Here is a 13113-nt window from a genome sequence, read left to right on the forward strand (position 1 = left end):
TTTTTGACAGGCTGAAACATTCCGGCAATGCCGGAGGATGTTTTGCATTTACATGTGAGACTGCGGAGACTCTCCTTTCGGTTTATCGCTGCGGCAGCGCTCCAGTTCAAACCAGAAGGTACTGCCGGATCCGCCGCTGATCACCCCGAAGGCAGCCCCGTGCAGATCCAGGATCCCTTTGACAATGGCCAGTCCAAGCCCTGTACCCACGCCGATGTTCCTGTCTTCCGGATTGGTATAAGTCGCCCACCGTTCCCAGATCAGCGGAATGCGATCTGCGGGAATTCCCTGCCCGAAATCGGTCACTTCCAGGCGAACGCAGTCGTCAAACACAATCTGGCGGACCACTACGCGCTTATTCGGGCCGGTGTGCTTGACTGCGTTGATGATCAGGTTCTGCAGAACCTGGAGGATTTTCCCCTTGTCCGCCAATACCCAGGCGTCTTCCCCACTCTCCAGGGCAATGACATATCCGCTCAGTCCCACATATTTCCGGACGATATCCACTTTTGCCCTCAGGCTTTCCGTCAGGCTGAACGGAGCTTTTTCGAGATAGGCCCGGTCTTCCAGCAGCCTCGAGAGGTCCATCATATCGTTGACGATTTCGCTCAGCCGCTTAGCCTCGTCGGTCACTGCCTGAAGGTTTCCCGGCGTATTTTCCTCCGGGAAGTCGCGCATCATCTCGGTGCAGCAGATAATCATCATCAGAGGCGTGCGTAGATCGTGGGACACGTTTTCAATCATTTCCCTCCGATACTTCTGCATGCTCAGGAACTTCTGATAGGCGGAATCCAGGGAATCATTGAGCTGGGTGATTTCCTTATAACCGTCCTTGAAAGTCACGCTGCCGGTTTCTCCCGCCATTTTTCTGGGCCATTCCTTCATCTGCTGAAGGGGTTTGACCAACTCTCGCGACAGAACGAAACTGAAAAGGCAAACCGCAATCCCGATAATCGCAACAATACTTAAAACATAAAATCTGGATTCTTCCACGGTGCCGGGCTGGGGCGATACAATTCCCTCCGCAATCAGGACAAAATCTTTTTCTTCCGGATAGGAAACAATTGCGTACCGCGCCCTTTTCTGTTCCTGCTCTTCCATGAGGCGCACGGCATTATTGTCTGAAGAAGCGTATGCGTCCATCGTATAAAGGTATTTTCCCCCCATGGCATATGCTTCCGCATAGATATCCGAGATTTCTTCTTTGGTCAGCGCGGGGGCGGATTGGGAAGCATACAAAAGTACGCCATCCTTGCTGTACAGGCTCATCCAATATCCGCTGTTTCCAATGGCTTCATCGGCTTTTGCCGCGAAATCACGCTGCTCCACCTGCTCCGATACTTCAAGGGCGATCTTTTCCATGCTTTTTATCTTGCTTGCCGCATACATGCTGACAAAAATCTGCCCATGAAAAACCCAGATCACCGCAAAGAGGGCGACAAAGGAAGCCGCAAAATGATAGAAGACAATCCAGCGAAGGCTGAGTCCTTTACCCATCAAAGCGGTATCCCACCTTCCGAAGCGTCACAATGGAACGACTGTGTTCCCCAAGCAGCCGGCGCAGGCGCTTAATATGGGTATCCAGCGTCCGGTCGTCCGCCGGAAGCTCCTCGTTCCAGACGTCCCGGATCAGCCGGTCCCTGGTGAGGGCCACGCCGCGGTTTCTCACAAGGTAAAACAGCAGATCGTATTCCCTGGGGGTCATCACCACCGGCTGGCCCTCGATACTTACCTTTCTGGCTGTAAAATCCACATTCAGACCTCCGTGCTCAAAACATTCCCCCGACGCCGGATCATCCGTTCTGTCATATCTCCGGAGGATCGCCCTGACCCGGAGCATGAGTTCCTTGGGGGAAAAGGGCTTTACGATATAATCATCCACTCCCAGCTCAAAGCCGTGAATCCGGTCGTACTCCTCTCCCAGGGCTGTCAGAAGGATCAGGGCAGTGCCACTGTCCTTCCGGATCTCCCGGCAGGCGGTAAAGCCGTCCATTCGGGGCATCCGGATGTCCATAATGATAACGTTAAAATGCCTCTTCTTACACAGGTTCACCGCTTCCACGCCGTCCTGGGCCGTGTATACCTCATAGCCCTCGTTCATGGCATACTTGCCGATCACTTCCCGGACCAGCCTCTCGTCGTCCACGATCAGCATACGACCCGCTCCACTCATGCCTCTCCCCCTCCGATTCTTTTCCCATCCGATTCTGACTTCCGTCTTTTCCGGCAGACTCTTAGGATGCTTTCTGCATCCAAAAAAGGCCGCGGCTAATGCCGCGGCCCTTCGTGATAAACGCCGTCCAGGATTGTAACGATATCCCGTATGCAGTGCTCGTCGCTGGATCCCACCACCCTGGCTCCCATCGCCTTGACGGCTTCCGCCGCGTTGGAGGGAGCAAAGGGAATCGCGGAAATTTCCAGCATGGGTATATCATTCTTATTATCACCGATACAATAGATATGGGCGTTATCTATCTGCAGCCGGTTGGCAATAAACAGAACCATTTTGCCTTTGTTGCTGTTCTTCTCGGTCAATTCCAGCAGAAACCGATTGGAAAAGATGATTTCGTATTTGTCCGGCCACCGGGTTTTGTAATATGCCTCCACCCGTTCCAGCACGGCGGTCTTCTGCTGAAAAATCACTTTCGACCAGGGCCGCGGGATCTCTTGCGGTTTGGAAAGGGCATACTCCGCACCTACCCGCCTCATATGCATTTCGGTGATTTCATTGGGATTGACCGCGTAGATCCCGTCGTTGTGATATACCTCAAACCCGATTTCGGGAACGGCTTTCATCATTTCCAGGCAGTCTTCCAGCGCGGAGGAGGGAAGATAGGTTCTGAGAAGGTACTTGTCTTCCCGAAAATCGTACACTTCCGATCCGTTGGACAAAACGGCGGGAGCGTTCATGGGGATGGTCTTGGCGAGACCTGCTATGGCCCTGTGGGCGCGCCCCGTGGCAATGGAAAACCGCCCGCCCCGCTCCATAAAATACCGGATGGCGTCCCGGTTTTCCCTTGAAACCTCCAGATTGGAGTTTAATAGCGTATCATCGAAATCGCTGGCGAGGAGGACCCCGTCAAATTTGCCCAACCGACTCACATACCTTCAAGCGAGGCGGCGCACAGCCCCGCGTTCTTATACCGGCAGATGCCAGTATTTTTTCAGAGGAGCGTAAATCAGGGCGGCCGCCACTGTGGTAACGATGATCTCGGGGACCATGTAGGTGGCGTTATAAATCAGCGAACCCTGCCAGAGAGGCATATCGGCCGGCAGGGTCGAGCCCCAGACAACCACTCCCGAAATCCAGTGTACCACAAAACGAAGCGTTCCGCAAATGGGAGCGGCAAGAATGAGGCCATATTTTTTGCCATAGAAAAAGCCGGAAAAGCCCAGGACTCCGAAGGCTACCAGGTAGTCCAGCACCAGGGCCATGGGCGATATGGCGTAAAATCCGGTGAAAAACTGCAGAAAGCTGTAGACAATCGCCGCGCCGAAGCCCCATTTTTTCCCCCAGCGGATGCCCACGATGATCACGGGGAGCATGGAGGCGGGCGTGGCCGAGCCGCCGTTGGGCAGCTCAAAGAGCTTGAGGAGACTGAGAACCGTCGCCAGAGCCAGAAGGATCGCCGTTTCGGTGAGCGCCCGGTAGGTGTTTTTTCTCGTTTCGTTCATCGTTTCTTCCTCCAAAATAAAAATACCGCACTGCAAACCGGACGGTGCAATGCGGTATGAAGAAACAAGAACGCTCTTCCTACGCCGGCATTACCCGGATCAGGTTTAAGGGTTTAAAAGCTGCCATTTGCTTTCCTCTCAGCCGGAAATGACTTCCAGCACCCCTGTGTTAAGTTGTTTCGGTCTGAATACGGTTTAAACTATATTAAGCCCGGGCGTCCAGTTTTGTCAATACCCGCTGAAAATACTCCGGCAGGGGGCAGCTGAGCTCCATTTCCGCGCCTGTCCGGGGATGGACGAAGCGCAGCCTTCCGGCATGAAGGCACTGACCCTCCAAACCCGGAAAGGGTTTTTTACTTCCGTACACCGTATCCCCCAGGACGGGGTGGCCCAGATGGGCCATATGGACGCGGATCTGATGGGTCCTGCCGGTTTCCAGATGGCAGCGCACGCGGGTATACCCGGGATAGCGGGCGAGGACCTCGTAATGGGTCACGGCCCGCTTTCCGTTCCTGTCGGTGACCGCCATCCGTTTCCTGTCCGTGGGGTGCCGGCCCACGGGAGCGTCCACCGTTCCCACGTCGTTTTTCAGATTCCCGCAGACCACGGCCTCGTAAACCCGGGAAAGGGTGTGGTCTTTCAGCTGTTTTGCAAGGGACAGATGGGCCGCGTCGTTTTTCGCCGCTATCACCAGGCCGCTGGTATCCTTGTCAATCCGGTGCACGATGCCGGGGCGCAGAACGCCGCCGATGCCGGAGAGCTCTCCCCTGCAGTGATGAAGCAGGGCGTTGACCATCGTCCCGTCGGCATGACCCGCCGCGGGGTGGACCACCATGCCCTTGGGCTTATTCACCACAATAAGGTCCCCATCTTCATACACCACGTCCAGGGGGATCTCCTGGGGAGATGCGTCCGCCGGGGCGGGGTCCGGAAGGGTCACGAGATAGGTTTCCCCGGCGGCAACCGGGCGGTTCTTTTTAACGGGCTTTCCCAAGAGGGTAACGAAGCCTCCGTCCAAAAGCTTCTGGGCGGCGGAGCGGGTGATGCCGGCTATTTCAGCGGAGAGAAATGCATCCAACCTTCCGCCGCCTTCCTTTCCCTCAATCTCCAGCCGCTTCATCCCGACGTTCCCTCTTCCCGTCGTGTTTCTCATAGAAAAACACGTAGTAGATCCCCGTAAGGATCCCGCCGATGACAACGCACATGTCCGCCACGTTGAATACGGGAAACTCGAAAAACTGGAACCGGAACATATCCGTCACATAGCCGAAAATCGCCCTGTCAATGAGATTGCCCACCGCGCCGGCGAGAACTATCGTGAGTGCCCACCTCCCCAGGGGATACCGCACGATCCGGCGCGAGAGCAGGACGACGATCGCCACGGAGACGACGGCGGAAATCGACACCAGCACCCAGCGCATCCCGGAAAAGGTGGACCAGGCGGCCCCGAGATTCTGAACATGGGTAAGCTGGATAAACCCCTCCAGGAAGGAACGGGCGCCATACAGGGGGATCTGTTCCTTGACCCAGTATTTTACGAACTGGTCCAGTGCGACCAGAATTACGGCCACCGCCGCCAAAAGCATAGTTGTCTCTCCTTTTTCAGGCGGGGACCCCCCACGCCTTCTTTTTCATTCCGCCGTTGAAACGGGCGGCGCGGCGAAATATGCCGCGCCGCCCGGCCGGTTTGAAACAGGGCCTTGCGACGGTACCGTCAAATCAGGATTCAACCGGCGGCAGACCGGCAACGACGCCGGCGCAGCGGGGACAGAGCTGGGGATGTTCGTGGTCGGAGCCCACCTTGGTATCGTGCATCCAGCAGCGGACGCATTTTTCTCCCTCGGCGGGCAGCACCTGTACGGTAATCCCGGGATAATTTTCTCCCTTAACCACGACTCCCTCCGCATCGGGGCATTTCCCCTCCGCTACACGGCAGCCGGAAACGATAAATATCTCTTTCAGATTGACATCCTTAATCGCGGAAAGCATGGCGCCGGTATCGGCATCCTCTGCGTCGGCATACAGCACCACCCGGGCGTCCAGCGCCTTGCCGATGCTCTTCTGGGCCCGGGCGGTCTCCAGGGTCTTGTTCACATCCAGGCGGAGGAGGCGGACCTTTTCCCATTTGTCCTCCAGCGTGGGGGAAAACTCAAGGGAAGCGTCCGGCGAGGGCATGTCGTTAAACAGGACGCTTTCCGTATCGGCTCCCCTGTGATGGGGCATAAACTGCCAGATCTCCTCCGAAGTAAAGGCGAGGATGGGGGCCAGCATGCGGACCAGAGCGTCCAGCACGCGGTACATGGCGGTCTGGGCGCTGCGGCGCGCATGACTGTCCGGCGCCTCGCAGTACAGGCGGTCCTTGATGATATCCAGGTAGAAGTTGGACATGTCCACCACACAGAAATTGTGAATCCCGTGGTAGATCAGGTGGTACTGGCTGGACTCGTAGCCCTCGCGGACCTTTGCAACCACCTTGTTGAGCCGCATCAGGGCCCAGCGGTCCAGCTCCGTCATATCCGCGGGAGCCACCTGGCTGTCTGGATCGAAGCCGTCCAGGTTCCCCAGGATATAGCGGGCGGTGTTACGGATCTTGAGGTAGATCTCTGAAAGCTGCTTGAATATTTCCTTGGAAATCCGCACGTCCACGGTGAAGTCGGCGGAGGAGACCCACAGGCGCAGGATGTCCGCGCCGTATTCCTTCATCACCTCGGCGGGAAGGACGGTGTTGCCCAAAGATTTGGACATTTTCTTACCCTCGCCGTCCACCACCCAGCCGTGGGTGATGATGTTTTTATAAGGTGCCATGTTTTTGGTGGCGATGGAGGTGAGGAGCGAGGACTGGAACCAACCTCTGTACTGGTCTCCCCCTTCCAGGTACAGGTCCGCCGGATAGCGGAGCTCCGGACGGGTCTCCAGGACGGCCTTGTGGGTGGAGCCGGAGTCAAACCAGACGTCCATGATGTCCGTCTCTTTCCGGAACTGCTTATGGCCGCAATGCGGGCAGGAATATCCCTCAGGCAGGATTTCCGAAGCCGATTTTTCAAACCAGGCGTTGGAGCCCTCTTTGGCGAAAAGGGCGGAAACGGCCTTGATGGTCTCGTCGTTGATGATCGCCTCGCCGCACTCGCCGCAGTAGAAGATGGGGATGGGAACGCCCCATTTGCGCTGGCGGGAGACGCACCAGTCGGAGCGTTCCCGGATCATGCTGATCATGCGCTCTTCTCCCCATTCGGGGAGCCAGTGCACCCCGCGGCAGGCTTCCACGGCCGCATCCTTGATGGCGTCCACCGAGGCAAACCACTGCTCGGTAGCCCGGTAGATGACGGGGTTTTTGCACCGCCAGCAGTGGGGATAGGGGTGCACCAGAGTCTCGGAGGCCAAAAGGGCGCCCTGCTGCTTCAGTTCCTCCAGGATCGCGTCGTTGGCCTTGGCGTAGGTAAGGCCAGCAAACTTGCCGGACTCCTTGGTCATAAGCCCTTTGGAGTCCACCGGAACGACGACGCCGATCTTGGTCAGGCCCTTGTCGTCGTAAGTCTTGCAGACGACGAAGTCCTCCATGCCGTGCCCCGGCGCGGTGTGCACGCAGCCGGTGCCGGCCTCCAGGGTGACGTGGTCGCCCAGGAGGACGACGGATTCCCGGTCGTAGAACGGGTGGGAAGCCGTCATGAGCTCAAACTCGCTGCCCTTCAGGCGGCCGAGGCTCTTCCAGTTTTCGATCTTCGCCGCCCGGGCCACGCTCTCGGCCAGTTCGGACGCCACGATATAGGTCTCGCCGCCCGGCACGTTCATAAGGACGTATTCAAAGTCGGGGTTTAAGGAGATGGCAAGGTTCCCCGGAAGGGTCCAGGTGGTGGTGGTCCAGATGACGAAATAGGTGCTGTCCAGGTCCGTGAGGTTTGCGAGCTTCCCCTTGTCGTCCCGGACCTTGAACTTCACATAGATGGACTCGCATTTGTCGTCGGCATACTCGATCTCCGCCTCAGCAAGGGCGGTCTCGTCGTGGGGGCACCAGTAGACGGGCTTGAGGCCGCGGTAGATATATCCCCGCTTGGCCATCTCGCCGAAAATCTCAATCTGCTTCGCTTCAAACTCGGGATACAGGGTGAGATAGGGGTTCTCCCAGTCGCCCACGACGCCGAGGCGCTTGAATTCGTCTCCCTGCGTCCTGACAAAACCCAGGGCAAATTCCTTGCATTTGTCGCGGAACTCCGCCGTGGACATCTCCTCGAGCCTCAGTTTGTTTTTCTTGAGGATCTGGCTTTCGATGGGAAGGCCGTGGGTATCCCAGCCGGGAACGTAAGGGGCTTTAAAACCCGACATATTCTTGTAACGGACGATGAAATCCTTCAGGGTCTTGTTCATCGCGGTCCCCATGTGAATGTCCCCGTTGGCATAGGGCGGCCCGTCGTGCAGAATAAAGAGCGGCTTGCCGCTGTTCTTTTCCATGAGCCGACGGTAGAGCCCCTCTTCCTGCCACTTGCGGAGGATTTCCGGTTCCCGTTTCGGCAGCCCCGCCCGCATGGGAAACTCCGTTTTGGGCAGGTTCACCGTCTTGTTGTAGTCTTGCGCCATTCTGGTTTTCTCCCCTTACTATGGAATGCCGAATCCGCCCCGGGGCGGATTCAGTGCTGTATATTCTTATTTGTTCTCGTAATTTTTTCCGAACTGAAGGTTTTTAAAATCGATCCTCCGGGTGACGCTCATGGTGATTTCCGAATCGGGCTCCTCCTGCTGACGGAGCCGCGCCTTGACAATGTCGGAATACAGGCCTCCCTCGGCCTCCTCGCCGCCGGAATCCCCGGCCGGTTCCTCTTCGTCCCCGCCGTCGTCCTCTATGGCCGAAATCCGATTCAGCGAGCTTTCAATTTCACGGACTGCGCCCAGCACCCCATCCTCCGAAGCGGGAGCCTGAGCCGAGACGGAATCCAGATTTTCCAGGAAGGCCACGCCCTGGGCGTACAGCCCCCGGATTTTTTCGGATACCTCCGCGGTCTCCCGTTTGGCGGAGGCAAGTCGCGCCTGCTCGTCCGCAATCTCCTGCTGGAGGGAGTTGATCTTATCCCTGGCCACCGATTCGGCGGATTCCAGAAGCTCCTCCCGCTTGGCCTTGGCTTCTTCCACCATAGTGTTGGCCATCTTCTGAGCCGCAAGGAGAGCCGAGCGCATGGCGTCTTCCGTGCTCCTGTACTCCTCGATTTTTTCCACGAGGACCTTCATCTTGCTCTTGAGTACGGCGTTTTCCTTGAACAGCGTCGTATAGTCCTCCGTCAGGGTATCCAAAAACTCGTCCACCATGGCCATATTGTAGCCGCCCATCATCGCTTTGCTGAAGGCGTGCTGAGAGACTTCCTGGGGAGTCATCATAGTAATCCGTCCTTTCCTCCGGGCGCGCGAGAGCGCTGCGCCGTTCTTTTTTCCGGATATATTCGAAAAGAGGGCCGGGCTAAACCGCCCAGCCCTGAAGGAGCTGTCCGCCCGTTACAGATACAGTCCGTTGCTTTCCAACTCGTCGATCAGATCGCCCAGAATGTCCACATTATAGGGCGTAATAATATAGGTGCTCACCGCGACCTTCTTGATCTTGCCCTCGTTGGCATAGGCCACCCCGCTCAGAAAGTCCACCAGACGGCGGGCGATTTCCTTGTTGGTGGATTCCAGGTTCAGAACCACCGTGCGCTTCTCCCTGAGATGGTCCGCTATCTCCGCGGCGTTTTCAAACCGTTCGGGTTTGACCAGCACAACCTGAAGCTGCGTGGTGGTATGTATATTGACCACTTTATTGTGGCGGTCTTCACTGCGACGCTCTTCCTGGCCGGAGAAAAGACCCGCGCCGGTTTCCTTTCGGGAAGGGGGCGCAAAATCGTCGAAATCCTCATCCTCTTCGTCTTCATCCTCATAGGGATGCGCCAGACGTTTCAATTCGTCAATCAGTCCCATAGTATCGTTCCTTTCCCATCAAAAATGGATCTGATACCGGCTGCCAAAAATCGCCGTGCCGACCCGCACCAGGTTGGAGCCGGCTTCAATTGCTTCCATAAAGTCTCCGCTCATGCCCATGGACAGGTATTTTATATTGTTATTATCATACGGATTCCTGCTTATGTCAACAAAAAGCTTCCGCATTGCTTCAAAATATTGCCTGGTTTCTCCCGGGCTTTCCGCCTGCGGCGGGATGGCCATGAGCCCTTCCACGGAAATGCTTTTCAGCGGCGAGGCCGCCTCCAGAAGAGCATCCAGATCCGCCGGCGGGACGCCGGATTTGCTGGCCTCTCCGCCGATGTTCACCTCGATGAGGACCGCCTGGACGATCCCCAGCTTTTCCGCCTGCCGGTGAATCTCCCTCAGCTTCTCCAGAGAGTCCACCGATTCGATGAGAAAGACTTTTCCCACAATCTGCCGGATTTTATTGCTCTGGAGATGCCCGATAAAGTGCAGTTCGGCGCCATCGTAAGCCCCTTCCCGCAGCTTTTCCAGCATCTCCTGAACGCGGTTTTCCCCCAGGGCGCGGACCCCGGCCCGCACCGCCCGGCGCACCGACTCCGCCGGCATGGTCTTGCTGGCGCCCACCAGAAGGATTTCCGCGGGATCCCGCCCGGCGCGCCGGGCCGCCTCTTCAATCTGCCGCCTGACACGCAGCACATTTTCTTCCATGGTCATAGTATCACGCCTTTTCGCCGCCGGTTCAGCTCACAACCTTGCCGTCATAAAGCTCCTGGGAGGAGATGATGACCTCATCTCCCGCGCGGAGCATCATCGAACCGTCCGCGGGAGTGCCGTCTTCCTTTTCGGCCGGCTTCACCAGATAGTAATTTTCGCCCTCATAGACCACGGCAATCTTCTTGAATTCCGCCTGGATGCCCATGAGACAGTAGACGCCCGCCTGGCCGTTTTCATCCAGGCGAAGGGCCTGCTTCGGAACCCGGAGGCCCGTATAGCTCTGATAGATCAAGTCCGCCGTCTGACGGCGAAGCAGAGTGGTCTTGGCGATATATTTGTCCAGCGACAGCACCACCACGCAGCTGCCGTTTTCCGCCTCCCCGATGCGCTCCACCTTCATGGAAATATCGCCGGTCATATCCCGGGAAAAACGGACGGTCACGGTTTTGCCGGAATCCAGAAGAGCTGCTTGCTCCTGGGGGAGCACGGAGACGAAATACCAGGTGTATCCCAAAATGAGCTTGCCAACGGCGCCGGCATCCACGCCGGCGGGCGCGATGGAAGCATACTGGGACGGGGTCATGGCGGACAGGGAATCCACCGTCAGAACGGACTCGTATCCGTCCACCATGCCGGAAAAGGTGCCCGACTGGGCAGCGTCGATCTCCACGGTATCGTAGGATGCTTCGGACTGAAGGGATGAAAGCTGAGACTCCAGGTCCGCGATGAGAGTCTGGATGTCATCGCTGCCGTTATACACGGAATCTCTCCGAAAAACCAGGTTCTTCAGGGAGAGGACGTCCTCTTCCATGCCGGAAAGTTCCTCCTTGGCGGCGGACTTTTTTATGTCCAGGATCTCATCGACAATTTCCGAATCCAGCCTTGCCGAGTCCATCGCCTGGGAAGAGGAGCCCTCGGAATACTCAAGCTGCTCCAGGCGCAGCTGAAGCGTTCGGATCTGCTGCTTGCGCTGGAGGGCTTCCTGGGTCTTATACGCCACCGCCACGGCCTGTCCCTTTCCCACCCGCTCGCCCTCGTCCCGGACAATATCTATGATACTGTAGTCGGAGAGGACCGGCTCTTCGTCGCGAACCACATAGCCGGAGGCCGTGACAGCGTTCTCCGCCGTATATTCGTAAACGAGAGAGGTCTTATAGGGGGACAGGGCCACCTGCAGGATATAAAACCCCACATAGCAGACCACCGCGCCGAAGAGTATAAGCATGGCGATTTTGGTTGTAAGCGTTCCCTGTTTCATTCAGCCGGCTTCCTCAGTCTCCGGTCGTACCTTCCTGCAGCGGGAGGGGGTGTTCCGGAATGATGGTGGAAATCGCGTGTTTGAAGATCAGCTGCTGCTTGCCGTCTGAATTGAGGACCACGGTAAAGCTGTCGAATCCCGTGACCTGACCGCGAAGCTGAAATCCGTTGATCAAGAAAACCGTTACGGATATGCGCCCTTTTTTTGCAAGGGTTAGAAACGTGTCCTGATAGTTGGGCAATTTCTGCATCCTGCTCACCCTTTTCAAAAAATACGGAGCAGCCCCGCCTTTCGCGGCAGAGGCCGTCCGGGCCTGGAATCCGGTCCCGCGCCGACCCTTCTCCCACCGGGCAAGGGTCTCAGCACCGTTATTTCCTGTAATCTTTCTCTATACCATACAGTGTATCATGCCCGCGCGCCAAAGAAAAGTATAAAACGACACGTCCTTTCGGTCAGTTTACACCCAGTTTTTTAAATAGTTCCACGAAATCTGTCGCGCCAGTTCCAAATCCGGGGTTTTATCCCACGATATCCAATGGATTTCCGGGTTTTTCCGAAACCAGGTCAGCTGGCGCTTGGCATAGCGCCGGGATTCCATCTTGATTTTATCTACAGCGGAGGCAAGATCCGCCGTCCCCTGGACCACGTTCACGAGTTCTTTGTATCCGATGGCCTGCAGGGCGGTTCCGTTTTTCGGCACCCCGCCGGCCAGCAGGGCGCGCACCTCTTCCAGAAGGCCGGCGGCCAGCATCCTGTCCACACGGGAGTCAATGCGGTCGTACAAGTCCTGCCTGTTCAAATAATTCAGCCCAATCCAAAAAGCCTCATACCGGGGCGGAGCGCGCCGGGTCTCCTCGTTATGCTGTGAAATGGTTTTCCCGCTTACATACCAGACCTCCAGAGCGCGCAAAATACGCTTTGAGTCGTTTCTATGAAGCCGCGCCGCGCTGTCCGGGTCAAACCGCCGCAGCAGCTCCAGCATAGCCTCCGGGCCCTCCCGCTCCAGCTGCTTCTGAAGCTCCTCCCGGCAGGCCGTCTGGGTCCCCGCGGGGGCAAAGTCTCTCCCGGAAACAAGGGCCTCGGCGTAAAGCCCGGTGCCACCCACGACAATGGGGAGCTTCCCTCTAGCCAGGATATCGTCCACGCAGGAGGACGCGTCCCGGACGTAGCGGGCCGCCGAGTATTCCTCCTCCGGACCCACCACGTCCAGCATGTGGTGGGGAACGCCCTTTCTTTCCGCCTCGCCGGGCTTCGCCGTCCCGATGTCCATTCCCCGGTAAACCTGCATGGAATCGGCGGACACGATCTCCCCGTCCAGAGCAAGGGCAAGCTCCACCCCCAGGGCGGTTTTCCCCGTGGCTGTGGGGCCGACGACGCATACGATCCGATGTTTCATGGAATCCTCCTGCGTAAAGGCCGGCACGCCGGAAACCGGGCGGTCCGTTTCTTGTCATTTGAGGCCGGCTCTGATATCATGTTACCAGAAGCATCCTCCAAAGGGAAGCGGCGGCCGCGCGCCGCCG

13 protein-coding genes and 1 riboswitch are annotated in these 13113 nt (G+C 57.3%); all 13 genes read right to left on the minus strand.

Annotated features, from left to right (window positions below; genetic code table 11):
- Positions 1 to 48: 48 nt before the first annotated feature.
- The 13 genes from B9A13_RS05820 to miaA all read right to left on the minus strand — a co-directional run bounded on the left by B9A13_RS05820 (position 49) and on the right by miaA (position 12986).
- A complete protein-coding gene (locus B9A13_RS05820) occupies positions 49 to 1497 on the minus strand; it encodes a sensor histidine kinase (protein ID WP_084234126.1) in 1449 nt (482 codons plus the stop codon).
- Positions 1490 to 2173 (minus strand): response regulator transcription factor, encoded by a 684-nt coding sequence (locus B9A13_RS05825; RefSeq protein WP_084234128.1) that lies wholly within the window; start codon positions 2171 to 2173, stop codon positions 1490 to 1492. Before B9A13_RS05825 ends, B9A13_RS05820 begins: the two co-directional genes overlap by 8 nt.
- Before the next feature lie 95 nt (positions 2174 to 2268).
- Positions 2269 to 3102, minus strand: coding sequence for a Cof-type HAD-IIB family hydrolase (locus B9A13_RS05830; protein ID WP_084234130.1), 834 nt, complete (start codon positions 3100 to 3102; stop codon positions 2269 to 2271).
- Positions 3103 to 3138: 36 nt separating this feature from the next.
- Positions 3139 to 3675, minus strand: a complete 537-nt coding sequence (locus B9A13_RS05835; protein ID WP_084234132.1) for an energy-coupled thiamine transporter ThiT — start codon at positions 3673 to 3675, stop codon at positions 3139 to 3141.
- Positions 3676 to 3732: 57 nt separating this feature from the next.
- A riboswitch (TPP riboswitch) is annotated at positions 3733 to 3851 on the minus strand.
- A gap of 29 nt (positions 3852 to 3880) precedes the next feature.
- Positions 3881 to 4795 carry an RluA family pseudouridine synthase gene (locus tag B9A13_RS05840; protein WP_084234133.1) on the minus strand — a complete coding sequence of 305 codons (915 nt, stop codon included), beginning with the start codon at positions 4793 to 4795 and terminating at the stop codon, positions 3881 to 3883.
- Positions 4776 to 5261, minus strand: a complete 486-nt coding sequence (gene lspA / locus B9A13_RS05845) for a signal peptidase II (protein WP_084234134.1) — start codon at positions 5259 to 5261, stop codon at positions 4776 to 4778. The genes B9A13_RS05840 and lspA overlap by 20 nt, the downstream gene beginning before the upstream one ends.
- A gap of 133 nt (positions 5262 to 5394) precedes the next feature.
- On the minus strand, positions 5395 to 8247 hold the full coding sequence (gene ileS / locus B9A13_RS05850; RefSeq protein WP_084234135.1) for an isoleucine--tRNA ligase: 2853 nt from the start codon (positions 8245 to 8247) through the stop codon (positions 5395 to 5397).
- Between the two features lie 66 nt (positions 8248 to 8313).
- Positions 8314 to 9039 (minus strand): DivIVA domain-containing protein, encoded by a 726-nt coding sequence (locus B9A13_RS05855; RefSeq protein WP_084234137.1) that lies wholly within the window; start codon positions 9037 to 9039, stop codon positions 8314 to 8316.
- A 114-nt stretch (positions 9040 to 9153) separates the two neighbouring features.
- Positions 9154 to 9612 carry a cell division protein SepF gene (locus B9A13_RS05860; protein WP_084234138.1) on the minus strand — a complete coding sequence of 153 codons (459 nt, stop codon included), beginning with the start codon at positions 9610 to 9612 and terminating at the stop codon, positions 9154 to 9156.
- Positions 9613 to 9630: 18 nt separating this feature from the next.
- Positions 9631 to 10332 (minus strand): YggS family pyridoxal phosphate-dependent enzyme, encoded by a 702-nt coding sequence (locus B9A13_RS05865; protein WP_084234140.1) that lies wholly within the window; start codon positions 10330 to 10332, stop codon positions 9631 to 9633.
- Between the two features lie 25 nt (positions 10333 to 10357).
- Positions 10358 to 11590 carry a biotin/lipoyl attachment domain-containing protein gene (locus B9A13_RS05870; protein WP_084234142.1) on the minus strand — a complete coding sequence of 411 codons (1233 nt, stop codon included), beginning with the start codon at positions 11588 to 11590 and terminating at the stop codon, positions 10358 to 10360.
- Between the two features lie 13 nt (positions 11591 to 11603).
- On the minus strand, positions 11604 to 11840 hold the full coding sequence (gene hfq / locus B9A13_RS05875) for an RNA chaperone Hfq (RefSeq protein ID WP_084234143.1): 237 nt from the start codon (positions 11838 to 11840) through the stop codon (positions 11604 to 11606).
- 207 nt (positions 11841 to 12047) lie between these two features.
- Positions 12048 to 12986: a tRNA (adenosine(37)-N6)-dimethylallyltransferase MiaA gene (miaA, locus tag B9A13_RS05880; RefSeq protein ID WP_084234145.1), complete on the minus strand. Its 939-nt coding sequence runs from the start codon at positions 12984 to 12986 to the stop codon at positions 12048 to 12050.
- Between the last annotated feature and the right edge of the window lie 127 nt (positions 12987 to 13113).

Source organism: Papillibacter cinnamivorans DSM 12816, from assembly GCF_900176335.1.
Lineage (GTDB): Bacteria > Bacillota > Clostridia > Oscillospirales > Oscillospiraceae > Papillibacter > Papillibacter cinnamivorans.

Excerpts from the sequence above, each read along its gene's own strand:
- B9A13_RS05820 (WP_084234126.1), bottom strand. The coding sequence starts at position 1,497 with ATGGGTAAAGGACTCAGCCTTCGCTGGATTGTCTTCTATCATTTTGCG.
- B9A13_RS05825 (WP_084234128.1), bottom strand. The coding sequence starts at position 2,173 with ATGAGTGGAGCGGGTCGTATGCTGATCGTGGACGACGAGAGGCTGGTC.
- B9A13_RS05835 (WP_084234132.1), bottom strand. The coding sequence starts at position 3,675 with ATGAACGAAACGAGAAAAAACACCTACCGGGCGCTCACCGAAACGGCG.
- B9A13_RS05840 (WP_084234133.1), bottom strand. The coding sequence starts at position 4,795 with ATGAAGCGGCTGGAGATTGAGGGAAAGGAAGGCGGCGGAAGGTTGGAT.
- lspA (WP_084234134.1), bottom strand. The coding sequence starts at position 5,261 with ATGCTTTTGGCGGCGGTGGCCGTAATTCTGGTCGCACTGGACCAGTTC.
- ileS (WP_084234135.1), bottom strand. The coding sequence starts at position 8,247 with ATGGCGCAAGACTACAACAAGACGGTGAACCTGCCCAAAACGGAGTTT.
- B9A13_RS05855 (WP_084234137.1), bottom strand. The coding sequence starts at position 9,039 with ATGATGACTCCCCAGGAAGTCTCTCAGCACGCCTTCAGCAAAGCGATG.
- B9A13_RS05860 (WP_084234138.1), bottom strand. The coding sequence starts at position 9,612 with ATGGGACTGATTGACGAATTGAAACGTCTGGCGCATCCCTATGAGGAT.
- B9A13_RS05865 (WP_084234140.1), bottom strand. The coding sequence starts at position 10,332 with ATGACCATGGAAGAAAATGTGCTGCGTGTCAGGCGGCAGATTGAAGAG.
- B9A13_RS05870 (WP_084234142.1), bottom strand. The coding sequence starts at position 11,590 with ATGAAACAGGGAACGCTTACAACCAAAATCGCCATGCTTATACTCTTC.
- hfq (WP_084234143.1), bottom strand. The coding sequence starts at position 11,840 with ATGCAGAAATTGCCCAACTATCAGGACACGTTTCTAACCCTTGCAAAA.
- miaA (WP_084234145.1), bottom strand. The coding sequence starts at position 12,986 with ATGAAACATCGGATCGTATGCGTCGTCGGCCCCACAGCCACGGGGAAA.